Origin of the sequence: Halomonas sp. XH26 (assembly GCF_024138895.1) — a bacterium.
Classification (GTDB): Bacteria; Pseudomonadota; Gammaproteobacteria; order Pseudomonadales; family Halomonadaceae; genus Vreelandella; species Vreelandella alkaliphila.
Genome location: NZ_CP071889.1, coordinates 1,572,492 through 1,595,788 on the forward strand (window position 1 = coordinate 1,572,492; position 23,297 = coordinate 1,595,788).

Annotated in this window: 24 protein-coding genes; 14 read left to right on the forward strand and 10 right to left on the reverse strand. The window is 51.9% G+C overall.

Features of this window, described 5'->3' with window-relative positions; genetic code table 11:
• Positions 1 to 8: 8 nt before the first annotated feature.
• The 3 genes from J4377_RS07255 to J4377_RS07265 are packed head-to-tail and all read right to left on the reverse strand — an operon-like array spanning position 9 to position 2,424.
• On the reverse strand, positions 9 to 812 hold the full coding sequence (locus J4377_RS07255; protein WP_253487736.1) for a helix-turn-helix domain-containing protein: 804 nt from the start codon (positions 810 to 812) through the stop codon (positions 9 to 11).
• A 24-nt stretch (positions 813 to 836) separates the two neighbouring features.
• Entirely contained in the window at positions 837 to 1,883 is a 1,047-nt protein-coding gene (locus J4377_RS07260) for a GlxA family transcriptional regulator (RefSeq protein WP_253487738.1), read from the reverse strand.
• A complete protein-coding gene (locus J4377_RS07265) occupies positions 1,858 to 2,424 on the reverse strand; it encodes an isochorismatase family protein (protein ID WP_253487740.1) in 567 nt (188 codons plus the stop codon). The genes J4377_RS07260 and J4377_RS07265 overlap by 26 nt, the downstream gene beginning before the upstream one ends.
• 233 nt (positions 2,425 to 2,657) lie before the next feature.
• On the opposite strand from J4377_RS07265, the gene J4377_RS07270 reads away from it, so the two are divergent.
• The 6 genes from J4377_RS07270 (at position 2,658) to J4377_RS07295 (ending at position 10,874) form a co-directional block, all read left to right on the forward strand.
• Positions 2,658 to 3,329, forward strand: a complete 672-nt coding sequence (locus tag J4377_RS07270; protein ID WP_089038052.1) for a response regulator transcription factor — start codon at positions 2,658 to 2,660, stop codon at positions 3,327 to 3,329.
• Complete coding sequence (locus J4377_RS07275) at positions 3,329 to 4,612, forward strand: HAMP domain-containing sensor histidine kinase (RefSeq protein ID WP_253487742.1); 1,284 nt, start codon at positions 3,329 to 3,331, stop codon at positions 4,610 to 4,612. The genes J4377_RS07270 and J4377_RS07275 overlap by 1 nt, the downstream gene beginning before the upstream one ends.
• Before the next feature lie 122 nt (positions 4,613 to 4,734).
• Entirely contained in the window at positions 4,735 to 5,493 is a 759-nt protein-coding gene (locus J4377_RS07280; protein ID WP_253487744.1) for a MipA/OmpV family protein, read from the forward strand.
• Positions 5,483 to 6,622 carry an efflux RND transporter periplasmic adaptor subunit gene (locus J4377_RS07285; RefSeq protein WP_253487746.1) on the forward strand — a complete coding sequence of 380 codons (1,140 nt, stop codon included), beginning with the start codon at positions 5,483 to 5,485 and terminating at the stop codon, positions 6,620 to 6,622. The genes J4377_RS07280 and J4377_RS07285 overlap by 11 nt, the downstream gene beginning before the upstream one ends.
• Positions 6,622 to 9,762, forward strand: coding sequence for an efflux RND transporter permease subunit (locus tag J4377_RS07290; RefSeq protein WP_253487748.1), 3,141 nt, complete (start codon positions 6,622 to 6,624; stop codon positions 9,760 to 9,762). Before J4377_RS07285 ends, J4377_RS07290 begins: the two co-directional genes overlap by 1 nt.
• Complete coding sequence (locus J4377_RS07295) at positions 9,744 to 10,874, forward strand: S9 family peptidase (RefSeq protein WP_253487749.1); 1,131 nt, start codon at positions 9,744 to 9,746, stop codon at positions 10,872 to 10,874. Before J4377_RS07290 ends, J4377_RS07295 begins: the two co-directional genes overlap by 19 nt.
• A 40-nt stretch (positions 10,875 to 10,914) precedes the next feature.
• On the opposite strand, the gene J4377_RS07300 is transcribed toward J4377_RS07295, so the two are convergent.
• Positions 10,915 to 11,505 (reverse strand): GNAT family N-acetyltransferase, encoded by a 591-nt coding sequence (locus J4377_RS07300; RefSeq protein WP_253487758.1) that lies wholly within the window; start codon positions 11,503 to 11,505, stop codon positions 10,915 to 10,917.
• A gap of 306 nt (positions 11,506 to 11,811) precedes the next feature.
• On the opposite strand from J4377_RS07300, the gene J4377_RS07305 reads away from it, so the two are divergent.
• Together J4377_RS07305 and J4377_RS07310 are read left to right on the forward strand one after the other, a co-directional pair.
• The gene (locus J4377_RS07305) at positions 11,812 to 12,234 is read left to right on the forward strand and encodes a tetratricopeptide repeat protein (RefSeq protein ID WP_253487759.1); all 423 of its coding nucleotides are present in this window, start codon (positions 11,812 to 11,814) and stop codon (positions 12,232 to 12,234) included.
• Positions 12,235 to 12,244: 10 nt separating this feature from the next.
• Positions 12,245 to 12,730, forward strand: coding sequence for a DUF1456 family protein (locus J4377_RS07310; RefSeq protein WP_253487761.1), 486 nt, complete (start codon positions 12,245 to 12,247; stop codon positions 12,728 to 12,730).
• A gap of 79 nt (positions 12,731 to 12,809) precedes the next feature.
• Here J4377_RS07310 and J4377_RS07315 read toward each other — a convergent pair whose 3' ends face one another.
• Positions 12,810 to 13,553: a class I SAM-dependent methyltransferase gene (locus tag J4377_RS07315; RefSeq protein WP_253488121.1), complete on the reverse strand. Its 744-nt coding sequence runs from the start codon at positions 13,551 to 13,553 to the stop codon at positions 12,810 to 12,812.
• Between the two features lie 170 nt (positions 13,554 to 13,723).
• Here J4377_RS07315 and J4377_RS07320 point away from each other — a divergent pair, with 170 nt between their 5' ends.
• On the forward strand, positions 13,724 to 14,131 hold the full coding sequence (locus J4377_RS07320; protein ID WP_253487763.1) for a DUF4019 domain-containing protein: 408 nt from the start codon (positions 13,724 to 13,726) through the stop codon (positions 14,129 to 14,131).
• Between the two features lie 104 nt (positions 14,132 to 14,235).
• On the forward strand, positions 14,236 to 14,553 hold the full coding sequence (locus J4377_RS07325) for an antibiotic biosynthesis monooxygenase (RefSeq protein ID WP_038486692.1): 318 nt from the start codon (positions 14,236 to 14,238) through the stop codon (positions 14,551 to 14,553).
• 40 nt (positions 14,554 to 14,593) lie between these two features.
• Here the strand turns inward: J4377_RS07325 and J4377_RS07330 are convergent, their stop codons facing one another.
• The gene (locus J4377_RS07330) at positions 14,594 to 15,205 is read right to left on the reverse strand and encodes a LysE family translocator (RefSeq protein ID WP_009723577.1); all 612 of its coding nucleotides are present in this window, start codon (positions 15,203 to 15,205) and stop codon (positions 14,594 to 14,596) included.
• 142 nt (positions 15,206 to 15,347) lie between these two features.
• On the opposite strand from J4377_RS07330, the gene J4377_RS07335 reads away from it, so the two are divergent.
• Positions 15,348 to 15,833 (forward strand): Lrp/AsnC family transcriptional regulator, encoded by a 486-nt coding sequence (locus J4377_RS07335; protein ID WP_253487765.1) that lies wholly within the window; start codon positions 15,348 to 15,350, stop codon positions 15,831 to 15,833.
• Between the two features lie 40 nt (positions 15,834 to 15,873).
• Here the strand turns inward: J4377_RS07335 and J4377_RS07340 are convergent, their stop codons facing one another.
• Positions 15,874 to 16,479 carry a YqaA family protein gene (locus tag J4377_RS07340; protein WP_120387088.1) on the reverse strand — a complete coding sequence of 202 codons (606 nt, stop codon included), beginning with the start codon at positions 16,477 to 16,479 and terminating at the stop codon, positions 15,874 to 15,876.
• A gap of 9 nt (positions 16,480 to 16,488) precedes the next feature.
• Positions 16,489 to 17,307 (reverse strand): DUF1206 domain-containing protein, encoded by an 819-nt coding sequence (locus J4377_RS07345; protein ID WP_051626452.1) that lies wholly within the window; start codon positions 17,305 to 17,307, stop codon positions 16,489 to 16,491.
• A gap of 154 nt (positions 17,308 to 17,461) precedes the next feature.
• On the opposite strand from J4377_RS07345, the gene J4377_RS07350 reads away from it, so the two are divergent.
• The gene (locus J4377_RS07350; protein ID WP_253487767.1) at positions 17,462 to 18,406 is read left to right on the forward strand and encodes an AraC family transcriptional regulator; all 945 of its coding nucleotides are present in this window, start codon (positions 17,462 to 17,464) and stop codon (positions 18,404 to 18,406) included.
• Here the strand turns inward: J4377_RS07350 and J4377_RS07355 are convergent.
• Positions 18,371 to 18,964, reverse strand: a complete 594-nt coding sequence (locus J4377_RS07355; RefSeq protein ID WP_253487769.1) for a LysE family translocator — start codon at positions 18,962 to 18,964, stop codon at positions 18,371 to 18,373. The two genes, J4377_RS07350 and J4377_RS07355, sit on opposite strands and share 36 nt — an antisense overlap.
• 182 nt (positions 18,965 to 19,146) lie before the next feature.
• On the opposite strand from J4377_RS07355, the gene J4377_RS07360 reads away from it, so the two are divergent.
• The gene (locus J4377_RS07360; protein WP_253487771.1) at positions 19,147 to 20,007 is read left to right on the forward strand and encodes a bifunctional transcriptional activator/DNA repair enzyme AdaA; all 861 of its coding nucleotides are present in this window, start codon (positions 19,147 to 19,149) and stop codon (positions 20,005 to 20,007) included.
• A 7-nt stretch (positions 20,008 to 20,014) separates the two neighbouring features.
• Here J4377_RS07360 and J4377_RS07365 read toward each other — a convergent pair whose 3' ends face one another.
• On the reverse strand, positions 20,015 to 20,935 hold the full coding sequence (locus J4377_RS07365; RefSeq protein WP_253487773.1) for a glutaminase: 921 nt from the start codon (positions 20,933 to 20,935) through the stop codon (positions 20,015 to 20,017).
• A 182-nt stretch (positions 20,936 to 21,117) separates the two neighbouring features.
• Between J4377_RS07365 and J4377_RS07370 the strand changes: the two genes are divergently transcribed.
• A complete protein-coding gene (locus J4377_RS07370) occupies positions 21,118 to 23,289 on the forward strand; it encodes a S8 family serine peptidase (protein WP_253487775.1) in 2,172 nt (723 codons plus the stop codon).
• Positions 23,290 to 23,297: the final 8 nt, after the last annotated feature.

Consider the following 23,297-nt stretch of genomic DNA (forward strand, 5'->3'; position numbering starts at 1 on the left):
AGGTTTTTTTACGCCTTGTAAATTTGCGACAGTTTACGCTTGCGATAGGCGGCGGGCGTTTCATAGGCGAGTGATTGAAAGGCATGAGTGAAGTGAGCTTGGTCATAGTAGCCGCATTGTAGGGCTATTTCCGCTAGGGGAAGCGCGGTTTCAAGTAGCCTATGACGGGCACGGTCTAGCCGGGCATAGGCGACTAATTGGCCTGGCGTAACGCCCACCTCGCGCTTTAATTTGCGTTCCAGGGTGCGCCTAGTCACCCCTAGTGTGGCGCCTAACTGTTGAGGGGGATGCTTTAGTTCCCCAATCGCTTGAACAATCCTGAGGGTGCGGCTATTGACGAGTGACTGGCTCTTTAGCCGGTGTAACAACCATGTTTCTAACAGGCGTAAACCCTGCTGTGCGTCCAGGCGGTAGAGGTGCTCCGCTACGGGCATTAACCCTTGTAACGCCGGTGTTTCAAGTTCGTTATCTAAGCGCTGCGGTTTATCTGCGAATGCTTCGGGTAGTAAGCCTAACAGGCAGTGAACGCCTGTTGCTTTAAAGCGAATCCCCAGACAGGGAGTGTGGGCGTCGAGTGTTTCTATTAGCGTTCGCCTGTTAAAACAGAGCGTAATGATGGGGTGAGAACTAGCTAGCTTGATACTGAGACTAGCGCCAGCATCGGGATAGAATTTTTCGGTTCTGGGTTCAGTAACATCCCCTGAGCCACCCATTGACCAAAGGCACTGTACCCACGGGGCTAACCGCTGATCAGGTAGGCGATGCCGAAAATTGAGGTAGTTAGCGTGGCTTGGCAGGATAAGATCGGTCATGGGGGCAACCAGCGATATGTTTTCCTAATGGTAGCTTGTATTGCCTAAATCCAGCAGCTTTTGAGAACTAGCCCGGCGCCATACACTTGGTGATACTTTCTCGTGGCGAGCCCAGATACGCCTTAGTTGCCGTTCATCACCGAATCCGGATGCTTCGGCAACCCTTGCTAGCGTCCATGGCGTCTCGGTCATTAATGTTTTAGCGCGTTGCAAGCGCAATCCCATAATGTATTCACCCACCAGCATGCCGGTGAGGCTTTTGAACCGACGTCGAAAATGGCGCTCACTCATGGCTGCTTGAGTCGCTAATGTTTCAATACGCCAGGTTTGCGAGGGGGCGGCACATATTGCATCTTGAACGCGATGCAGCCGTTCATCCACATGATTGCGGCCCTCAAGCCAGGCTCCCAACTGGGGTTCCTGTCCACTGCGGCGAAGATATAGCACCATCTCTCGCGCCACCGCTAGCGCTAATGAATGACCGCAAGCGCGGGTAAGCCAGTAGAGCATGGTATCTATACCGGTTGAAATCCCAGCGCTGGTTAAATAGCGGCCATCTTCAATAAAAATACAATCGCTTTGCACCTTGGCCTTTGGCGCTTTGGTCTGTAACTGCTCGATTAATGTGTGATGCGTGGTGCAGCGTCGCCCCTCCAGCAAGCCTGCGTCAGCTAGTAACAGCGTTCCGGAGCAAACCGTCATCAGCGTTTCCGCATAGCATGCGTTTGCCTTAAGCCAACTAACACACTCTTGCTGAGCCAATGGCTCAACGCTATTGCGATACTGTCCTGGAATTAGCAGTAGCTGTTGAGGGAGCAGCTGTTCGGGTAACGGGTCAATGCCACTAAGCGTCAGCGGTCCTAACCACGGCATAGCGGTCTTTGGGCCGACATAGCAAACCTCAACATCGATTGAAAGCCGGTCGGCACACTGCAAGACTTGAAGAGGCCCGACCAAGTCAAGCGGCACTTGGCCAGGCATCATCAATACCGCAATCCGCAGGGTGTTGGCTCTTTGGGAGAGCGGTTGACTGTTTTGTTGCTCTTCACTCACGCGTGTTTTGCCACTCATTGATCAAGTCTTGTGTGCTGATAATACGCGCAAAACGGTCTTCAAGTACCAGTTCAGTACGTGCCTTAATATCATCGGCTGACCATGTAATGCCGTTACGCGTCATAGGAAACGTTAGCGTTGCATCGCTGACAAAATCAACGCTGAAGCCTAAATCTGACGCTACCCGGGTGGTTGTCTCGCAGCACTGTTCTGTGCGAATACCGCTAATCGCAAGTTGCGTAATGTCGCGTTCGCGTAACCAATTTTCAAGCTCAGTATCGCTGAATGCATTATGAACACGCTTATGGAAGGTCACCGCCGCTTCATCGTCAAAACCATCAAGCGGGCGAATTAGGCCATTAGCGGGGTCAAAAGCGCCTTGGCTACCAGGTTCTTCATGAAAAATGCGCACAACAGGTATGTTATTTGCCTGCGCCGCGTCTAGCATCGCCCGTTGCTTGGGGCGCCATGCTTGCGCTAGTGATTCTACCCAATAATCGCGGGCGGGGAAGGAGGCTTGAACGTCAATTAATAGCAGAGCGGTTTTAGACTGGGTCATGGCTAATCTCATTGTGTTGAAGTGAGGTTATAGATTAGCTATTCCCATTTCAGCCAACGATACCTTGCGCGGTCTAAAAGCGGTCAATTTCGGCCACATAGCATTAATGGTGGCGGCAAACTAAGGCGGGGAAGCGACAATTTATGCACACGCCTCAAAAACGGCAGGCTTAATGTAATATTAAGGCATTTCCATTTAAGCTAATTATTCTTTTTTTCGCGTAGTCGGCCGCCATGAAAATATTAATCATTGAAGATGACCGAGACTTGGCACTGGCTATTTCCGAGTACCTGGAATTGCACCGTGTCGAATGCGACTTTGCCTATACTGGGGCCAGCGGTATCACCCTGGCATCCCAGCAGCATTATGACGGTTTGATCCTGGATAACATGCTGCCGAAGGTGCAGGGCATCGATGTTTGTCGGCAACTGAGGGCTAACGGTGTTGATACGCCGATACTAATGCTGACCGCTTGCGATATGGAAGGCGATCAAATGGAGGGGTTTAATGCCGGTGTCGATGACTATGTCATCAAGCCTTGCACGATGCCGCTACTCTTGGCCCGACTGAATGCGCTGTATCGCCGTCGTCACCCCGAGCGTGAATGTATACGGATTGCTGATCTCAGGATCTACCCAAAAGAGCACCGGGCCATTCGTGCTGAGCAGGAGCTGAAACTGACGCCGACCAGCTGGAAAATTCTGTTATTGCTTGCCCGTCGATCGCCGGCTGTGGTGTCGAGAAACGAAATTGTGGAGCATGTCTGGCCAGGCGAGGAAGTGGAAGAGGGAACTGTCAACGTACACTTACACCAACTGCGTAAAGTGGTTGATAAACCTTTTGAACAGCTCCTCATTCATACCCATGTCGGGGTTGGGCTGTCGCTGTTTGTGGAGACGCGCTGATGTCTTCCAATCCGGTTCGTAGTTTAGCCGCCCAGTCTCGACAGCACTTGCTGTATTTGGCCATTGCCATCTTTATTGGGCAGATTGCGCTGGTCACTATTTTCAGCTTTTATCAGGTGGGTCAGGCGGCTAAGTATTATATGCATCTTGATGCGATTAAGCTGCAGCAGGCGGCCAATAACAACCCCGACTATGTACTGCCGCAGCGAGGTGACGTGAGCGCCTACCGGGAGTGGGATGACATTCCCCTAGAGATCCGGCAGCTATTTTCTAGCAGTCAAATTCAACCCCTGGAGCCGCTGGAAATAGAGCGAGTTAATGAGCAGGGTATTCGTGAATACGGTTATTTGCTCTATTCGCAAGTTCAGTCACAGGAGCGGTCTCAAGAGCAGCAGACCAGTGGCCTTTATCTGTTGGAGTTTGAAGAGGCTGACAAGATTGATGCCTTGGCCGAAGCTATTTTCAAGCAGGCATTGATCGAGGCTAGCCTGGTGACTGGGATATTTAGCCTGGTGCTATTTTTGGTTATCTCCTGGCTGTTTAAGAGCGCTGTGAAGCCTCTATCGCTACTCGTGGAGTGGTCAAGCCGGGTCAAGCAGCACCCAGGCAGCGAGATTGATGTTCAGTTCTCAATCAGTGAGCTCAACCAAATTGCCAATCAGCTGCTGTCGACACTACAACAGGTAAGAGAATACAACGAACGTGAGCAGCAGTTTTTGCGCCATGCTAGCCACGAGTTGAGAACTCCCCTCGCGATTATTCAGGCCTCCCTGGATACGTTAGGAGTGAGAACTGCCCCTGAGGATCCTAATTTCCCTTCTCTGTTACGCGCTAGTCGAGCCTGCGCCAATATGATCTTGTTGTCGGAAGCCCTTTTGTGGCTGGCCCGCCCATCCTCTAGGCCTATTGGAAAGTCCATCGTCTGGCCAGGCGCATTGTGTAGCGAACTGTTGGTGGATATGCAGTATCTGGTTGAGAATAAAAATATTCAGGTGTCACTTAACGATCAGGCCAGCAGTATCAACATTGAACATGATCTGTTTCGCATTGTACTAGCCAACTTGATCCGTAATGCTTTCCAGCACACCAGTAGTGGGACGATTACCCTAGTGATCACAGATAACTCGTTGGTTATTTCAAACCCCGTTGACGCTGCTGGCAAATCTGAAACGGTCAGCTTCGGATTAGGTCTGCAGTTGGTCGAGCGTATAGCCAACCGGCTTGATTGGCAGTTTGAGTTTGTCCTTGACTACCCGAGGGCTTGCGTAACCCTACGCTGGTAATTATCGCCATTCCCACCTAACTATCTTAAGACCCGCTTAATACCCTCTGTCTGACAATCGACTCCGCAAACATCAGCCTCTCACTTCACCTTGAGTTACTGATTCAAAACGGAGTCAACCCAATGAAGATTTGTGCTCTTATTCCCCTGGCGACGGCTATTCTGGCCACTTATTCACCCTGGTCCTTCAGCCAGGATCAAGAAAGCGCCGACACCTTTGCTATCGGGCTTATTGCCTACACGGAACCGTCCCTTTACGTAGGCGGTAAGGACAATGCAGGTCTGCTGCCCTATATCGAGTGGGAGTCGGACAACTGGTTCTTTCGTGACTATTCACTGGGTAGCTATCTAGTGGGAGGAGACAATTGGGCCTTGTCCGCGGCGATTAGTTATGACGCCTTCGGCGATGTTGAACGGGGTAACAGTCCTGAGCTCAAGGACATGAAGGAACTCGACGACATCTACACTGCCGCAGTGAGTGTCGACTGGTTTGGTTCACTGGGTTACCTGACATTAGGCTACCGGCAGGATATCTCCGGCAACCATAATGGAGGCTCGGCCGTAATTGGCTACGGTTATCCCCTTGAGTTTCAGAAGTGGCGCATTGAACCGCATATTTCACTGACCTACGCGGGTAGTCAGGTGGCACGCTACTACGTTGGAGTCGATGCCGATGATGCGAAGGTAGGGCGTCCTGCATACCGTCCTGAAGGTGCCTATCAATATCAGGCCGGTATTAGCCTATCCCGTTCGTTTGGCGAATCCCACCGGCTGTTGATTGACTTTAGCCAGCGCCGTTTTTCCGACGAGGTTCACGATAGTCCTATCGTCGATAATGATCATCTGTGGTCTATCAGCGCAGGCTATCTCTATGCGTTTTAGAAGGCTGCTCAACAGCCGCGTTCTGGCCTTGCTTTTGGCAATTGGCATCCTGTTAGCCGTTACTGGGCTGCTTGCTGAAGTTGAGAGCCCTAGCGAGGTTGAACAACGCAACCAGGCACCGCTTCCGCCCCTTGTCAGCGTAGAGCAAGTCAGCCGTGGTGAGCAGCCTGTATCGATTGAAGCCTATGCCGAGGTGACGTCACGTTGGGCAGTCGAACTGAAAGCGCAAGTCAGTGGTGCTGTTGTTAGGGTGCATGACCGCGCCCTGGCTGGCAGTCGCGTTAGTGAGGGAGAACCACTGATGGTCATTGACGATACCCGCTATCGGGCAGAACGGGCTGATGCCGAGCGCTTGCTCCGTGAGGCGGAGCTGGAGCAGGAGCGGGCGGGATACGCTACTCAGGTGGCCAGGCGGCAGTTTGCAAGCGCCAGAGAACAACCGCCCAATGATTTGGCTCTGCACCTTCCTCAACTGCATATTGCCGATGCTGCGGTTGAAGCTGCCAGAGCCCGTGTTGATATGGCGCAGCGGGAACTCGACCAAACGGTGATAAGAGCGCCCTATAGTGGCTTTATTGTCGAGCGCTATGTCAGCCCGGGGCAAATGCTAATGGCGGGTGACCCGGTCGCTCGGCTGATAGGTGATGCTCACTATGAGCTGGCTGCCAGTATCAGTAAGAGCGACTGGCAACGGCTTGATCATCCTATCCAGGGACAAAAGGTAGTGCTCTACAACGACCTGGGCCATCCGATTGGCGAGGCAGACATACGTCAGGGCGGTGGCTATCTTGATGCCACAACACGCCATTATATCGTGCATCTCGATCTCCAAAGTGCCGAAACTGCTGTTCTGGCAGGCGACTTCGTTAAAGCTAGCTTTCAAGGTCGCATAGAGGAAAACACCCTCAGCATCCCTGCACCGGCACTGACGGTCGATGGCTCGATCTGGTGGGTTGAAGAGGGCAGCAGTACCCTGGCTCGCAGCGTGGCCGATGTGTTGTCCCACCGCGATGACCGCGTGCTGGTAAGAGCGCCGTCCGATAACGATCAATGGCAAATCGTTGCTGTCCCACTGTCCTCCTATCTACCGGGGCAGCGTGTACGGACAACCATCGGTGAGGCTTGGTGATGCACGTACTGACCGCTTGGTTTATCCGTAATCCGGTTGCCGCTAATCTACTGATGGCCTTTATCCTGTTAGTGGGCCTAGTCACACTGAACAACATGCGTATAGAAGGCTTTCCCCGCGTCGAGCCGGATAGCATTACTATTACCACCGTGTTTCCAGGCGCACCTCCCAACAAGGTCGATGCTCTGGTCAGCCAGAAAATTGAAACGGCTTTAGAGGGCTTGGAAGGGGTTCGCAGCCTTTCAGCGGTCTCCAGCGATGGCCTTTCTACCATTACACTTAGACGGGCCAGTGGGCAAAACCTTGATAGGCTGCTGGATAAGGTACGATTGCGGATGGATAGCGGGATCGAGTTACCCGCCAGGGCCGAAAGGCCGCAAATCGACGCCAGCGCCTTTGACTATCCGGCGCTCTATATCAACATTTACGGTGATGCTGAGCAGGCTACCCTACATGAGCTTGCCAAGCGGTTAAGGTGGGCGCTGCTAGCCCAGCCTGAACTATCGAGATTGAATGTCTGGGGGCTGCATAAACAAGAGCTGCGCATTGAAGTCGACAGTCAGAAGCTACGCCAGCTAAACCTGACCGTGCCCGATGTGATGGAACGTATTGGTGCGAGTTCACTGGAATTTCAGGCCGGCTCCCTGAGAACCCGCGCGGGTCGAATCTATATCAGGACCGATGGTGAAGCCGAGTATGCGCCCGAGTTCGGGGCCATTTCCATCGTCAAGGAGCATAACGGCGATCAAGTATTGCTACGGGACATTGCCGCTATCCAGGATACGACAGTCGAGGGTGACTATCGGTTTCGCTTTAATGGTCAGCCCACTTCGGGCATGGAAATATTAGTGGGTCAGCGTGAAAACCTGCTGCGTATTTCCGAAGTTACTCATGATGTGCTGCATGACTTTCGCCGCCAATTGCCTCAGGGAGTTGAGGTGGTCGCCTGGGGCGATAGCGCTGACTACATCGCCGACCGTCTGGTCCTGCTAACCAAAAATGGTCTGCAAGGTTTAGTGCTGGTTGTGCTAATCCTAGCCCTGTTTCTTGATGTGAAGCTCGCCTTTTGGGTGGCCATGGGCATCCCTGTATCGGTATTGGGCGCTATCGCCGTGTCTGGCACTGGTTGGATGGATTACTCGCTGAATGATATCACCACGTTCGGTTTTATTCTGGCGTTGGGTATCCTAGTTGATGACGCCGTGGTCGTCGGGGAAAGCGTGTTCGAGCAACGCCGTCTCAATAATAATCCCATCGCCGCCACTGAGGCTGGAGTGGCCAGGGTTTCGGTGGCCACCGTTTTCGGCGTGCTAACCACCATTGCCGCTTTTTTCCCACTGCTGATCCTCGATAATCCCTTAGGTAAAGTGCTAGCGAGCTTTTCGGGGGTGGTCATTCTCGCGCTGCTGTTTTCACTGTTGGAAAGTAAGTTCATTTTACCTGTTCATCTTGCCGGTATTGATATTGGCAAGCCCCCGCGGTGGATACTGGCTCGTCTCTGGCTGCCGGTGCAACTGGGCGCCCAAGCTGTGTTGTTTTTCCTGCGCGACCGTTGCTACGTGCCTCTGCTCACGTTGGCTGTCCGTCACCGCTATGCCGTGCTCATCCTTTTTATCAGCGTCGCGATATTCGTCTTGGGACTAACCATGAAAGGCCTGGTGAAAAGCGTGTTCTTCCCAGAGGTGCCCGGCCAGGTTGTCAGCATAACGCTGGAGATGGACCCTGGAGCACCGTTTGAGCTGACTCGCGCCAATGTTGAGCGTATCCGCCGCGAGGGGGACGCTATCAATGCGCTATTGCAACAGCAATATGGTCTGGATCAAGCCCCAGTGCGGACTATTTTTGAAGCGATTAGCAGTGCTGAATCCGCCAGTATTTATGCGGAGCTAACGCCGGTGGCGGAGCGTCCAGGCATCGATGTCCAAGAGGTTATTCAGCGCTGGCGCCAGCAGGTTGGTCTGCTTGAAGGAAGCCTTGAATTACACTTTACGGGCTCTGAAGAGGTGGGTGGCGGTTTTCAGATCAAATTGACCAGCGGCGATCAGGCGACGTTGGTTGCGGCTGGCAACGTGCTCAAGGATTACCTGGGTAGTATTGATGGGGTGCATAACCCTCGTGACTCGATGGCTGGGGCTCAGAGCGAACTTATGGTCACGCTTAAACCCACTGCCGAGAGCCTGGGATTTGATCAACAGACCCTAGCGATGCAGGTGGGGGCTGCTTTTGGCGGCGCTGAGGTGCAGAAAGTTCAGCGTGATAACACTGAACTAACGGTACTTGTGCAATATGTTATCGAGCAACGCAATACGATGGATGACCTATTGCAGTCCCACGTCCGCAACCACAAGGGCCAGTGGTTTTTACTCGCTGACATTGCCGACGTTGAGCGTGTTCTCAAGCCCAAGGCGCTGTACAGGGAAAACAACAACTGGGTCAATCTGGTCTCGGCAACCATTGACCGTAACGTGGTTGCCCCTGAGGAGGTGGCACGGGCCGTATTGAGCCAACTTGTGCCACAGCTCCAGCAGCAGTATCCGGACTTGGGGGTTCGTCCTGGAGGCGAGCTGGAAGAAATGGGTGAACTACAGGGTGGTCTAAAGAAAGCGCTATTAATCGCTATGGTACTGATCTACGTGCTCATGGCGGTGCCGTTAAAATCCTACTGGCAACCCTTTATTATCCTGGCAATTATCCCGTTCGGTTTTGTTGGCGCCATCCTCGGCCACCTGTATCTCGACCTAGCTCTGTCGCTGCTATCGATGTTCGGCATGTTAGCCCTGGCCGGCGTGGTCGTGAACGATAGTCTGGTGATGCTGAGCCGCCACAACGAGCTTGTGGCTGACGGCATGGCCCCCTATGACGCTATTCAGGCTGCAGCCGCGAGCCGGTTTCGGGCGATTTTTCTCACCACGACCACTACGGTGATTGGTTTGCTGCCGCTGCTCTCAGAAAGCTCCGAACAAGCTCAATACCTGAAGCCTGCTGCGGCCTCGCTAGCCTTTGGAGAGCTATTCTCCACCGTTCTAATGCTGTTCCTGGTACCTGTGCTAATGGCTATTACCCAGGATCTGAAACGATCTCGCCAGGTCGCTCCGTCAATCAAACCGCCCAAGGAACACCCATGCAACTCTTCTCAGTAAGTACCAAGAACACAAGTACCAAGAACACAAGTACTAAGAACACAAGTGCTAGGCGTATTGCTGTTGTCTTGCTGCTGCTATGCCTGGGCTTAGGGGCAATTCTTATTATCGCTGATGATGATTCCTTGGTGCGTAGGGAGATCAGCTTCGTTCACGCTGGTAACACCCTGAAAGGCGTATTGGTACTGCCAAGCTCGGCGGCTATGCCTGATGCATGCGTGGTTTTTGTTCACGGCTCCGGCGATATGACTCGCGATGCTTATGGCTACTACGAACCCCTGTGGCGCCTGTTTGCGGAGCAAGGATGGTGCTCGCTGTCCTGGGATAAACCCGGCGTGGGTGAGTCCGAGGGCGATTGGCGACTGCAATCAATGGAGGATCGGGCCGATGAAGTTGCAGAGGCTATTGAGTTTCTGCATACAAACGTTGGCTTGGGGGAGAGGCAAACTGGCCTGATTGGGTTTAGTCAGGCAGGCTGGGTGCTGCCCAAGGTCGCTAACTTGCGCGATGATATTACCTTCCTGATCTCGCTGTCGGGCGCGGTCAATTGGATGGATCAATCGCGTTATTCTGGACGTCAACGTATGATCGCAGAAGGCCTGACAGAGCAAGAGATCAAGGCGGAAGAGTATGCCGCTGAACAGGTCAACGCATTAATACAGCGCAATGCACCTTATGCAACCTATCTGGAGCATATCGAAGGTGAGGTAGACGTTGAGCCAATGAGCGAAGCTTTCTGGGGCTTCGCGAAACGCAACTGGCAAGCCGATGTGCGTAGCGACCTGCAGGCTATCAAGGTACCTATGTTGGCGCTCTTTGGTTCCCATGATGCCTATGTCGATCCGATTTCCAGCGCGACTGCCTATCGTCAACTGCTTGAGCGTTCAGCCGCACCGTTTTTCGAAGTTCACCGCATCGACGGCGCCGACCATAGCCTGATGAAGTCAGATCAGGTAAAACCTGACCATCAAGGCACGGATGCTTGGCTGAAACTATTCAAAATCTGGTTTCTTGGCGACGCTATTTTTGCCGACGGTGTGCTCGACAGCCTAGCCAACTGGCTGAATAGGTTCCCCAAGGCGGAGACCCAACCCACATCCGAAGGTAGCTAGCCGAATGCAGCCGAAGGGTATCGTAAATCGCTGGCTAGGCTTAATCTGCTAACGTCAACACCATGGTGGTTGACCCGCTAAAGCCGATTAGCCATTTCAAGTAGCGAAAGTCGTCGTGTTTTGTGGCCACAAACCCCTTGGATTCGTACAGTTTCTTTGCTCTAGGATTGCTATCGATTACGTCTAAACGCACTGTCTTGAAACCGTTATCCATCGCGTGTGCAATAATGCTATCCAGGAGTCTGGAACCTATGCCTTGCCCTCGGAACCGGCTATCGACAGCAATCCCATCCATCACCAATTCTTGAGATTTTGGCTTGCGCTCGAACAGGCTGAATACTAGGCATGCCCAAAGCCCTTTTATTAAGCCAAGCTCGTCTATCAGCTGTTGCATACCGATGCCGCCCGTTAGCGAACCATTGGCCTGCTGAAACCCGGCTAGCCCAATGACCTCATCTTCAAATATGGCAGTAAAAGAGAACTCAGGGACAAAACAGTGGGAGAGCAACTTGATGCGTTGTGCCTTGTCAGGTATTGCGCTAGCAAATTTAGCGCCGAACGCTTCCTCGTAAAGCCTCGCGACAAAGCCTGCTTTCTCAAGATTAAAGCCTTTCTGTATCAGAAAGTTCATTGGCGGAATCCTGGGTTTAAAGAGCTTTTGTTGAGTGAAGATCCGCAGTAGATAGCAACTAGAGGTGTGTACCTCTCGGAAAACGCCACAGGGAAGTGAAAAGCCACCTTACTGATATCGAAAGCGGTAAAATGATCACCCGGTGGTGCGCTATCAAAGGCTATAATAGCGTGATTATGGTGGAATACCGCTACCGTGACTTTTAACTATCGAGCTGGCGTCCATAGTTTTTATCGAAGATACCTAGATAAGCCGGCTTGTTGGTTGATTTTGATGTTTGTTTTAATGAAAGGAAGGTGGTTGGTAATGATTAACACCAAAATATATAAAGCGGTTTATGAGCTAGCTGAGCGGTTAATGAAAGCCGCGGCTAAAGATGACAGAGAGGCATTTGATTCGCTCTATGCCGAGTTGCAGGCGATTTGTACCGACAACGAAAACACCGATAAAGACCACCCAGAGCAGTGGGAAACCTTGGCCGACTTTACCGAAGAGTTAGAGGATGCACTGCCGATTTACCAAAAGGCGCTTGAGAAAGCCGTTGCTAAGAACTCGAAAGACCATATGGCCTCTATCGGTTTTTCCATGGCAACGTTGCAAGTACAGTTAGGTCAAACGGATGACGCCATCGAAAGGTTGCAACATGCCAAAGCCAGCGCCGATGGCATTGAAGATGACGAGCTGAAAGCGGAAATCGATCAGCTGCTTGAAACGCTAACGACCCACTAGGAAGCCTATTTTGACCAATAATGATATTTTTCGCCGCATCCGCTACACCTTTGATTTAAAAGACGGCACCATCGTGGATATCTTCTCACTGGCTGACGTCAGTGTGAGTCAAGCGCAGGTGACTGCTTGGCTGAAAAAAGACGAAGATGATGCTTTTGTCACGATGAAAAATAGAGAGTTGGCGGCGTTTCTGAATGGCTTTATCAGCTTTAAACGTGGCAAGCGTGAAGGCCCGCAGCCGGTGCCTGAAGCACAACTAAACAATAATATGGTGTTCCAGAAGCTGCGCATTGCACTGAATTTAAAAGCAGACGATATCTTGGCAGTGTTTGAACAGGTGGGCTTACCGCTGAGCCAGCATGAACTTAGCGCCTTTTTCCGTAAGCCAAGCCATAAAAATTACCGTGAGTGTAAAGATCAAATGCTGCGTAATTTCTTACTCGGTATTCAGCGCCAGCTACGGCCTGGTTCGGCCGATGCAGACGCAACACCTTAAGCCCTGGGCTTCTGCGCACTATCTGCTGTGAGGTAAAAGCAAGAGGGGCAACCTTGGCAGCCTCTCTGCTTTACCGATGCTAATGCTTCACGCAGACGAAAAGCGCATTGCCTGAAAGGTTATCCCAGGGGGTAATAGTCTGGTAGTTGTGCTCAAATACATGCACTTCAAAATAAGGCGCCAGTAGGGCGGTTAATTCCGTAAAGCTGACCGCTACCATCGGATGTTCGTCGTTCCAGACCTGCGTGGCGCCTGCGCTGGTTTTTTCAATACTCAGCCTAAGCGATTGCTTTTCGCCGTGCCCGCCGTAGTGCCAACCCGAGCGGAACGTGAAGACATTGTCATCTTGTCTGGCACTGTGTTTAACGCATAAGTCGTTATTGATTTTGTTTTTATCGACCACGTTAAAATAGAAAACGCCGCCTGGTGTTAGCGCGCGATGGGCGCTGGAAATGCACCCTTTTAGCTTTTCAATCCCATCGTTGTAGTGAATCGAGTACAAAAAGCAGGTGATCAAATCGAGGGGGTCGCTGGCTTCGAACGCACTCATATCTTGCCGTGAAAAAAGCGCTTCTGGGCAACGCTTGGCGGCAATATCCAGCATGGGTTGGTTAATATCAAGACCACTGCTGAGATAACCAAAATCAATAAAATGGCGGACATGGGGCCCCGTGCCACAGGCTAAATCAAGGTGCGTGAGCCCGCCATTGCCGAAAATCTGATGGAGTCGACGAATGGCGTTGCTTTGCGCTTGGTAGTCAATATCGACGCACATCAAATCGTAGTAACCAGATAGGTCGGTATAGAGTGCGTTGGCGGACAGGTTGGCGGACATAGTAGCCTAATGGTGGGCGCTAAAATATTGGGGTGGCGCATAGTAAACGAGCGAGCAAGGTTTTAGAAGCGAGGGGAATATTGTTGTTAAAGAAATTCGGTCATTGTCCGATAATCACTTAAGATTTAAAAGCCAACACGCCGCCACAAGAGTCAGCCATGCCCAAATCACCTGCTTACCTTCTCGCTGCGATACTGCTTAGCCTAGTCACCTATGCTCAGGCGTCTGCTAATACGGCAGAAGCAGCGGCGCTAGCGTGGTTAGAATCAATTGATAATGGTGAGGTTGAACAAGCTTGGGAGAGTTCATCGCCGCTACTAAAAACGCCGCTATCGCCTAGCATGCTTAGACGCATTATTGAGTTAGCACGTAATGAGCTTGGGCCGGTAGAATCACGTCGACAAGTGCAAGCCTCTCACTATCGATCTATGCCGGGTGCGCCAGATGGCGACTACATGGTTTTTATCTTCCATACTCGGTTTGAAAATAAAGCGAGAGGAATAGAAACCGTAACACCTCATCTTGAAAATGGTGAGTGGCGAGTCAGTGGTTATTATGTGCAATAGCCCTGTGTAATAGTCCTGTGTAATAGCTCTGTGTAGTGCTTCTTTGTAATAGGTTTTTGTAAATGACTGATGCCGTAACCAATACGAATCAAGGTGGTGCTGCTATGCCTAGTATTGCTAATACGCCCGAGCCGCCTTACTACGCGGTTATTTTTACCTCACAACGCACCGAGATCGATAATGGCTATGACGCAATGGCGACAAGAATGGTTGAACTTGCAGCACAGCAGCCGGGATTCTTGGGGGTAGAGTCTGCCCGAAATGAGGTGGGAGTGACGGTGTCATACTGGGCTGATTTGGCCTCAATAAAAGCGTGGAAAGCCCACGCTGAGCATCAGGAAGCTCAGCGACTAGGCCATCAGCAGTGGTACCAGCATTTTAAGGCGCGCATTGCCAAAGTCGAACGAGATTATGGTATTTAAACTATCAACGCAGCCTAGGCAGGCTTTTTGCTGATTAAGTTTAAGAGGCTAACCTTAGGGCAAAGCCAATAATGAGTGTTCCAAATACCCAGCGTTGCAGGGTTTGCCTTTTTTGATGGCTGGCAAACCAGCGTTGCATCCGCGCTCCCAAGCAGGCATATAGCGCATCGTACACAAGCCCCACGCCCACTAGCACAGCCCCCAATAGAGTAAATTGGAGCGCAACGTCACCCTGTTGGGTGTGAACGAACTGGGGTAATAACACCGAACAAAACAGCAGCGATTTTGGGTTCAGTAGGTTCGTTAAAAGACCCCGTCTCCAGGCTAGGTAATAGCTACCGGTGAGCGATGCTTGCGGGTGGTTAGTATCGGTGCTCCGTTTAGTACGAATCAGCTGTACGCCCACCCAAATCAAGTAGGCAGCACCGAGATAACGAACAGCATCAAAAAGCCACGGAGCGGCGACAAATAGGGCGGCCAGGCCCAAACCGGCTAACGCCACATGCAGCCCTCGGGCGATGGCTAACCCTAGCGCTGTGGCTAATCCATGCCCACGGCCCAGCGTACTGCTGGTATGTAGCACCAACAGCATATCTGGGCCTGGAATCAGGTAAACAATGGCTAATGCACTAATAAAAAGACCGATTTCCATGGCCGCTCCCTCAAAATTGCACGTAGTGACTTCATAAAGGGCATGGTACCGTTAAACTGATGAGTGATTTCTTGCCATTTGCGCTCATGGAACATCAGTTATTGGTATTTTGTGCCAACTAAGAGTGGAGAAATGCTTACTTATGCCAAGTGGTCCGTTAGATGCTACCGACCGGCGCATTCTTGCGTTGCTACAGGGGGATGCTCGCTTAACCAATGTGGAGCTCGCAGAGAAAGTAAATTTGTCGCCGTCTCCCTGTTTACGCCGGGTGCGACGCTTGGAAGCAAGCGGCATTATTCGTGGCTATCACGCGGAGCTTGATCGTCGAAGCGTCGGGCTGGAGTTAACGGTGTTTGTGGGCATTAAGGTAGAACGCCACCATGAAGAGCAAGCTAATGCCTTTCGAGAAGCCGTGGTTAAACTGCCGGAAGTGGTCACTGCGCATTTGGTGTCTGGTGAATCGGATTTTCTGCTACAGGTGGTAGTGCCTAGCTTGGCTGCGTACGAGGCGTTTTTAACGGGGACGTTGCTGCGCTTACCTGGAGTGAGCGATATTCGCAGCAACTTTGCTATTCAGCCGGTGAAAGAGTACGGCACATTACCGCTGGATAATAGCGATAAGGCCTAGTCTGGCAGTTGAGGAATGAAGAAGGCCTACGGTTTAGCGATTAATGCGATATTACTAACCCAGCCAGCGACTGTAATCCGACGACCACCACCAGAACCACCATGCCTAGCGCTAGGCTGGTTTTAAGCGCGTGACGCTTCCACATAAGTTCTACGCGGTTGCCAAAGCGGTGTACCAGCCAAGCAAGGCCGAAATAGCGAAGCCCACGGGCTAGCAGGGCAGCCAGCACAAATAACATAATCGGATAGCCGGAAAGCCCGGCGGTAATCATTGCCACCTGAAACGGGATCGGCAGTATGCCAATAGCCAAAATCGCTGCAAAACCGTACTGCTCGAAGAATGTTTGGAACGACTGATAACTCTGCTCCATACCCATAAATTCGATAAACCATGTGCCTATGGATTGGTACAGCACCATGCCGACGGCATAGCCCACAATGGAAGCTATCAGGCAGCCAAGGGTCGTCGCGGTGGCCATTGCCCAAATGCGCTGCTGGTTAATCGCCATGAGCGGGATCAAGACCAGCTCAATGGGAATTGGCAAAATAATGGTTTCTAAAAAAGACAGGGTGCCGAGTAACCACAGCATGTTTTTCGAGCCATTGATGCGCTCAAACCACTGTTTAGTCCGTGTTGTTGAAAGCATCTTATGTCTCTACATTTCAGTATTAATGCGACGATAGACGGCCGCTAAAAGGCTGTAGAGACCAAACGCAAAGAGTCCAAGTGCGACAAAGGCAAGCAACCACTGACCGAAAGGTTGGCTTCGCAGCGTGCTGAACACTTCTCCCATACCACCTGCTTGATTAGGGTTAATTTGGTAGGCTGCGATGATAAAAAAGCTGCCCACGATCACGAAGACGAGACCGCGAATCACTAAGCCGAATCGACAGATGGGGTAGGCCCATTGTTGAGTTTGTGGTGGCATCGCAAAGTGTTTATCGAATTTTGCTTTGTAGCCTTTGATTGCATGGGCAATACCAACACCTATCAAAATTAAACCAACCCCGCCAACTAACCATCGCCCGAAAGGCTGCTGCATCAGCCAACCTGCTACGCCTTGCGAGCCGCCGCTGGAATCCCCAGAAGAGCCTGCAAATTGGAAGATGAGCATTGCGGCAAAAAATGCCAGAAGAATATGCGTAATGGCACTCGCTAATAAACCCGCGCGAATAGTTAAGCCTTTAGCGCTATTACCATGATGGTCGGCGTCTTTGACAGCTTGGATTGTGCGCCACATAGCGTAGCCGACCAAACCGACAGCAATAAGACCTAGCATGATTTTACCAAAGGGGGCAGTTAGCACTCTTTCTAGAGCACCGCGGCTGCCTTCCGTTTGGCCGCCTTGTCCAAAGGCTGCCAGGGTGGCTAGGCCTCCCACTAATACATAAACGATGCCGCGAGAAGCGTAGCCCATTCGGGCGAAAAGGGTAATCGCATCACGATGATCTGGGTTATTCATTCGATTAGCCATGGTGTCCTCCTGACATTTATGGCATTGCGAATTCCTATGCAATCTGGCTTATATAGAGCTTGTCTGGCGACCATACTGTGCGTGCGCTGTGCTATTGTCTAGCGTAGGCCAAGCTATCAGGCTATTCGCTATTTTTTGATGATGCGAGCAGAAGATGAGCCATAAGTCTCCAAGTGCTAAGTCTTTACATGCTAAGTCTCTACAGGCTGGGTCTCTACAGGCTGGGTCTCTACAGGCTGGGTCTCCGCGTACTGGGTCGCCGCCTGTTTTTTGGCGCGACTCACGTCTGCCTTATGTCGAACTGCGTAAAATCAGTGATGCGAGGCAAGTGTGCTACGCCCCTCATAGCCATGTTCACTGGTCGGTAGGGGCTATTACCTCAGGCAGCAGTACGTTTTTCTATCGGGAATCGACTTACCCGATTAGCGCCGGTGACTTGGTTATGATGAACCCCGACTGGGTGCATGCCTGTAACCCCATCGAGAACGAACCTTGGGCATATTTGATGCTCTATGTGGATGCGCAATGGCTAGCGGATTTACGCTATCAAATAGGCACGCTTGGTTCCCCAACCTGGAGTGATATCGATACGGCAGTGGTCTCACAGCCAGCGCTGTATGCCCACTATTGTGAAATGGCGGCTTGTTTATTAGATAAGCAATGCGCTCTCTCTATGAAGCACGCGTCGGTTACCGGGTTTCTTACCGCATTGATGCTGGCATTAGCGCACGAGACAACCGTCTCTAGGCCGCAGCCGCCGGATGGCTTGCAGGCTGCGGCTGCCTATTGTGACGTGAATGCGGCTTTTGATGTGTCATTGGAAACGCTATGTCAGTTAACCGGCTATAGCGCTGGTCATCTTATCCGTGCGTTTAAGCAGCACTATGGGCTTACCCCTCATGCTTATCTGATTAATCGCCGTGTTCAGCTTGGCCAGCGTGCGCTTAGGCAGGGGGAGTCGATCGTTAATGCGGCTTTATTAGCCGGCTTTAACGACCAACCCCACTTCCAGAGAACATTTAAGCGGTTAGTGGCGGCAACACCCAACCAGTATCGCTATCCGCTACTCAAACAGCAGGAAAATAGCGCTGGCAGCTAGGCCAGCAGCCAGCGTGCGGTTAATGGTAATCAGAACGAACGGACGGTGAATATAGCGTCTAAGAAAAGCGCCTGCATAAACCCAGCTGGCCAATGACAACCAACAAATGGGTAGGTAGAGAGCAGCGAACAGCCATAACTGGTAGGGGTCATTACTGCTGGTGTAGGCCCCAATGCCGGCGGCAGACGCCAGCCACGCCTTTGGGTTTAACCACTGCATCAGCGCACCGGTCATAAAGCCCGGTGGCTTATCTGTACTCTGGCCGCGCACAGAGCCATCATGTTGGCAAAGCTGATAGCTTAAGTAAAGTAAGAAAAGTAGCCCCGCCCAGCGTAATATTTCCTCCAGCAGTGGCACTACGTTTAGCAGTGAGTAGAGCCCCGCGCCAATCGCCAGGAAAAGCACTAGAAACCCCAGGGTCGCCCCCGTGACAAAAATAAGCCCTTTGGCAATAGGGTAGTGGGTGCCGCTACTTAGGCAAACAAGGTTGACGGGACCTGGTGAAATAGACGCGGCAAGGGCAAATGCTGACATCGGTAACAGTAGTGAAACGCTCATGGTTGTCCTCCTAAACAGAATCAAGAGCTTGCAAGAGCGCGAGAAAAGAGTATTGAACAAAATTGAGATGCCGCAATATTGCGCAAGATTCGGGTAGGCCGGATGACACGGTCTGGTTAAGCTTGTCCTATGTTCAGAGAGCCCTGTGCTTTTCCTCGTTTAGCTTCGCTGAGAACGTCTTTATGAATGACTATGCCCGTATCGAAAAAGCGATGTCCTACATGGTGGCCAATGCCGCTAGCCAGCCAAGTTTGGAAACGGTGGCGGCTCAGGTGCATTTGAGTGCTTACCATTTCCAGCGGCTGTTTTGTCGTTATGCGGGTATCAGTCCTAAGCGTTTTTTACAGGCGTTGACCTTGGAGCGGGGCAAACAACTGATCGCATCGTCTGAAAGTCTTACCAACACCGTGCATGCGCTAGGACTAAGCGGTGGCTCGCGGCTTTATGATCACTTTGTGCAGCTAGAAGCGGTCACGCCGGGTGAATTTAAGCGCCAAGGGGAGGGGGTTGATATTGCCTATGGCGTGCACCCTACACCTTTCGGCGAGATATTGGTGGCGATGACGCCGAGAGGAATTTGTCGGATGGCCTTTGTGGCATCTACCAGCCAGGAAGCGTTGCTGGCAGAACTCGTAAAACAGTGGCCACGCAGTACGCTATGCCATCGCCCTGATGCCACCCGTTATGCGGTAGAGGCACTGTTTACAACATCTGCAGAAACGACTACAAAAGCGACACCTGCCACGCTATCGCTCCACGTGAGCGGTACTAATTTCCAGATTGCTGTATGGCGCGCGCTGCTCACTATTCCTGAAGGGCAGTTGGCGAGCTACTCGCAAATTGCCCAGGCACTTGGCATGCCGAAATCATCTCGAGCCGTCGGAAATGCGGTGGGTGCTAACCCTATTGCACTGTTGATTCCTTGCCATCGAGTGATTCAGCAAAGTGGTGCGCTAGGCGGCTATCGCTGGGGGATTGAAACCAAGCAACAGCTCCAGGCCTGGGAAGCGGCGCAGCATTCTCCTCAGCTTGAGCCGCATTAGCCCTGACTTAGTGTCCAAATACCGACCAGCCGGTCTCTTGAACAAACATTTCCAAGGCGCGTGTACCCAGTAGGCTATTGCCGTATTTATCCAACCCCGGTGACCATACGGCAAGCGAACCACGCCCAGGTGCAATAGCCAAAATTCCACCGCCAACGCCACTTTTGCCGGGCAGGCCAACGCGGAACGCAAACTCACCCGACGCATCGTAGTGGCCGCACATCATCATCAATGAATTAATCCGTCGCGCTCGTTGGGGCGATACCACGCGTAAATCACTTGGCTGATTGACACCGTCCGATGCCAAAAACAGCCCGGCGTGAGCAAGTTGTTCACAGCTCATGGCAATTGCGCACTGGTGAAAGTAGGTGCCGAGTACTTTATCGACATCATGGCGTAGGCGACCAAAGGCTTTCATAAAATGAGCCAGAGAAGCGTTGCGGTCTTTGTGCTGCATTTCGGAAGCCGCTACCTGATGGTCAAAACAGATACTGTTATCGTCGGCGATATAGCGCACAAAGCTAAGAATTTCCGCCAGTGTCTCTTTAGGCTCGTGACCCATCATGATGGCATCAACAACCGCAATCGCCCCGGCATTTATAAACGGATTACGTGGTTTACCGCTTTCATGCTCAAGCTGCACGATAGAGTTGAATGGGTCGCCAGAAGGCTCACGCCCGACCCGCGACCACAATCCATCCCCCCATTTGCCCAACGCAATGGTTAGCGTAAAAACTTTGGAAATGCTCTGGATTGAGAACGGTATGGTGGCGCAGCCCGCAGAAAAGCGTTGGCCGTCTACCGTAGCTAAGCTGATAGCGAATTGGCTGGGGTCCACATGGGCAAGCTGGGGAATATAGTCAGCGACATTTCCGCGCTCGGTTTCAAGGGCAAGCTCGGCGGCAATTTTATTGAGTAACTCTTGCATGTAATACGAATTCGTTTGGCAGCATGAGGCGCTACCCTAGCGGAAATTAGCAGGCTTGTCTGCTGGAACCCCCATCCCTTGCGTACGAGGTTCTCTCAGTATTAAATGCCTACGCATTTTCTCTTCGTGTACCGCCTGTAGGTGCATGTACGTAAAGCCTCATATTGATATAAAAGGTAGCCATGATGCCTATACAGCGGCCTCTCTTCCTGACAGCGGGAATAGCGATTGGGCTGTCTTTATCAGGGTGTAGCTCAAGCGGTGGCGGTGGCCAGCACGCTTCAGGCGGTTCGCCATCTCGTCCAAGTCCTGCCTCTCTCGAGCCTGGACTGGTTCGTGTTGCAGTGGCTGACAGTGCTTTTGATATCGCCACTATTACCAACGCTGAGCGAGTAATAAATAGCCTAGATATCTATACCAGCACGACAAATGTCAGCGGCGTTGATGAATGGCACGGTAATGCGGTGGCATCGACGATTACTGGGGGCTCGTTGGGAAACTCTCGCCTTGATCTGCTCAAAGTAGAAGATAGCCAGGGTGCTACCTTAAACAACGCTCTTGATTATGCCATTGGTGAAGCTGCAGCAAGGGGCGCGCGAGTTATAAATGCAAGTTTTTCCCGTCGCCTGGAAGCCAGCGACCCTAGGCTTTCATTTAATGACGTGTCATCTGCCGCGTCTTTGCAACGCGTGGTAAATGCCAACGATGGTAAAGGGGCTGTTTACGTGGTTAGCGCTGGCAACAGTGGAAGCGCTATCGATACCAAGGGCAACGCTATTTATGATCGGCACCCCGATTTGTATCGCATGATGCTCATTGCGGTAGGTACGACAGAAGATGGCTCGATTCATCCACTTAGTAGCTATCCCGGTGACGATAATCGCCTACAAGAGCGCACCTTAGGCGCTGACTATGCCAATCGCCAGAAAGGTGCTCAAGGTACTTCTATTTCTGCAGCGCGTGTCTCCGAGTACGCGGCGGGAATTATTGCTCAATGGCCTCACCTGACGGCACGAGAAGCAAGCCAGCGACTGTTGGATACCGCTCGACAGGATAATGAGCTATTCCAGCATAATAGTTGTGGCGAAACAGGCACCTTGAATTGCGGTGCTTTTTATCTAGGCCAGGGCGAAGTAGATATCGATGCGGCACTAGCACCAGAAGGTGAATTGGTGGTAAGCCAAAGCCAGCGTATATCTGAAGGGGGTGAGTCGGCGGATAGTTCGTATATGCAGCTGTCCGGTGCTTATGGCAATGCGGTTGCGGCATCCGGTGTGCTTGATAATGTAGCGGTATTCGATACGCTCGGGCGTGATTATCAACTCAACCTTGGTTTGCATGCTCAGCCGCGCACACGGCGTGCTATACAACTTCGTGATCAAATGGAGCAGCTGTCTCAGGCATCTGCATATGTGAAACAGACGCAATCCATCGAGCAGGGAAGTTACCGTTTTACGTCTAGCAATAACAGTATGGGTGATGTCTTGAGTAGTCGTTTCGACGGTACTTTTGGTGACGTACAGTTGAGCGCATTTAGCTTTGCTGGTGACCAGCCTGATCCCATGAGTAGCTATATGGAGTCGGCCATGATACCGATGATCTCCTTTCAAGCAGGGTCTGAATTGACCCAGGCTTTTGAGTCAGTCAATGGTGTAAAAACCCGCTATCCGCTGGGCGAGCAGCTAAGCTTGACGGCCTCTCACTGGGTCGGTGGTGTAAGCAGCGCGGAAAGTCACAGCGACTACAGTGCAAACCGTTCAGACGTAGGACTGTCACTTCAGGTGTCACCTGCCCTTAGTGTTAGTGGTTATGTAGGCCAATTAGATGAGCAGCAAGGCCTGTTGGGGGCCAGTGGCAGCGGGGCCCTGGGGTTGGGCAAGCAAAACCAAATGGCGTTTGCAGGCATTGGCTTACAGGCAGCATTTAATAATGGTTTTAGCGGTTTTGCAGAGTTTGAGCAGGGGCGAGGCAACGCTGTCGGCAGCGGTCTATTGACCCGTATAGATGATATAAGTGCACAGCAAATGGCGTTGGGCGTACAGTGGTCTGGGAGCGGTCAGCGTGCTGATGAACGCGCTGCATTTACCCTTCGTCAGCCTCTGCGGATCACTAGCGCAAATGCACTTTTCGATGTACCAGTAGGGCGTCGTTTAGACGGTAGCGTCGTACGTGAGACTCGCAGTGCCTCGCTTGAGCCTTCAGGACGTCAACTGGATATCGAACTGGGGTACACATTCCCTACTAGCGACAGCAGCTTGTGGCAATTTAATCTCTTGCATACGCTTGAACCAGGCCATGATGCTAATGCTCCAAGCGATTCCGCTGCGATGGTAAATTACACTTACGCTTGGTGATTGGCAGA

Excerpts from the sequence above, each read along its gene's own strand:
- J4377_RS07320 (WP_253487763.1), top strand. The coding sequence starts at position 13,724 with ATGCCCAAATCACCTGCTTACCTTCTCGCTGCGATACTGCTTAGCCTA.
- J4377_RS07305 (WP_253487759.1), top strand. The coding sequence starts at position 11,812 with ATGATTAACACCAAAATATATAAAGCGGTTTATGAGCTAGCTGAGCGG.
- J4377_RS07350 (WP_253487767.1), top strand. The coding sequence starts at position 17,462 with ATGAGCCATAAGTCTCCAAGTGCTAAGTCTTTACATGCTAAGTCTCTA.
- J4377_RS07355 (WP_253487769.1), bottom strand. The coding sequence starts at position 18,964 with ATGAGCGTTTCACTACTGTTACCGATGTCAGCATTTGCCCTTGCCGCG.
- J4377_RS07365 (WP_253487773.1), bottom strand. The coding sequence starts at position 20,935 with ATGCAAGAGTTACTCAATAAAATTGCCGCCGAGCTTGCCCTTGAAACC.
- J4377_RS07335 (WP_253487765.1), top strand. The coding sequence starts at position 15,348 with ATGCCAAGTGGTCCGTTAGATGCTACCGACCGGCGCATTCTTGCGTTG.
- J4377_RS07330 (WP_009723577.1), bottom strand. The coding sequence starts at position 15,205 with ATGGAAATCGGTCTTTTTATTAGTGCATTAGCCATTGTTTACCTGATT.
- J4377_RS07255 (WP_253487736.1), bottom strand. The coding sequence starts at position 812 with ATGACCGATCTTATCCTGCCAAGCCACGCTAACTACCTCAATTTTCGG.
- J4377_RS07285 (WP_253487746.1), top strand. The coding sequence starts at position 5,483 with ATGCGTTTTAGAAGGCTGCTCAACAGCCGCGTTCTGGCCTTGCTTTTG.
- J4377_RS07325 (WP_038486692.1), top strand. The coding sequence starts at position 14,236 with ATGCCTAGTATTGCTAATACGCCCGAGCCGCCTTACTACGCGGTTATT.
- J4377_RS07345 (WP_051626452.1), bottom strand. The coding sequence starts at position 17,307 with ATGGCTAATCGAATGAATAACCCAGATCATCGTGATGCGATTACCCTT.
- J4377_RS07290 (WP_253487748.1), top strand. The coding sequence starts at position 6,622 with ATGCACGTACTGACCGCTTGGTTTATCCGTAATCCGGTTGCCGCTAAT.
- J4377_RS07295 (WP_253487749.1), top strand. The coding sequence starts at position 9,744 with ATGCAACTCTTCTCAGTAAGTACCAAGAACACAAGTACCAAGAACACA.
- J4377_RS07265 (WP_253487740.1), bottom strand. The coding sequence starts at position 2,424 with ATGACCCAGTCTAAAACCGCTCTGCTATTAATTGACGTTCAAGCCTCC.
- J4377_RS07340 (WP_120387088.1), bottom strand. The coding sequence starts at position 16,479 with ATGCTTTCAACAACACGGACTAAACAGTGGTTTGAGCGCATCAATGGC.
- J4377_RS07300 (WP_253487758.1), bottom strand. The coding sequence starts at position 11,505 with ATGAACTTTCTGATACAGAAAGGCTTTAATCTTGAGAAAGCAGGCTTT.
- J4377_RS07280 (WP_253487744.1), top strand. The coding sequence starts at position 4,735 with ATGAAGATTTGTGCTCTTATTCCCCTGGCGACGGCTATTCTGGCCACT.
- J4377_RS07270 (WP_089038052.1), top strand. The coding sequence starts at position 2,658 with ATGAAAATATTAATCATTGAAGATGACCGAGACTTGGCACTGGCTATT.
- J4377_RS07275 (WP_253487742.1), top strand. The coding sequence starts at position 3,329 with ATGTCTTCCAATCCGGTTCGTAGTTTAGCCGCCCAGTCTCGACAGCAC.
- J4377_RS07370 (WP_253487775.1), top strand. The coding sequence starts at position 21,118 with ATGATGCCTATACAGCGGCCTCTCTTCCTGACAGCGGGAATAGCGATT.
- J4377_RS07360 (WP_253487771.1), top strand. The coding sequence starts at position 19,147 with ATGAATGACTATGCCCGTATCGAAAAAGCGATGTCCTACATGGTGGCC.
- J4377_RS07260 (WP_253487738.1), bottom strand. The coding sequence starts at position 1,883 with ATGAGTGGCAAAACACGCGTGAGTGAAGAGCAACAAAACAGTCAACCG.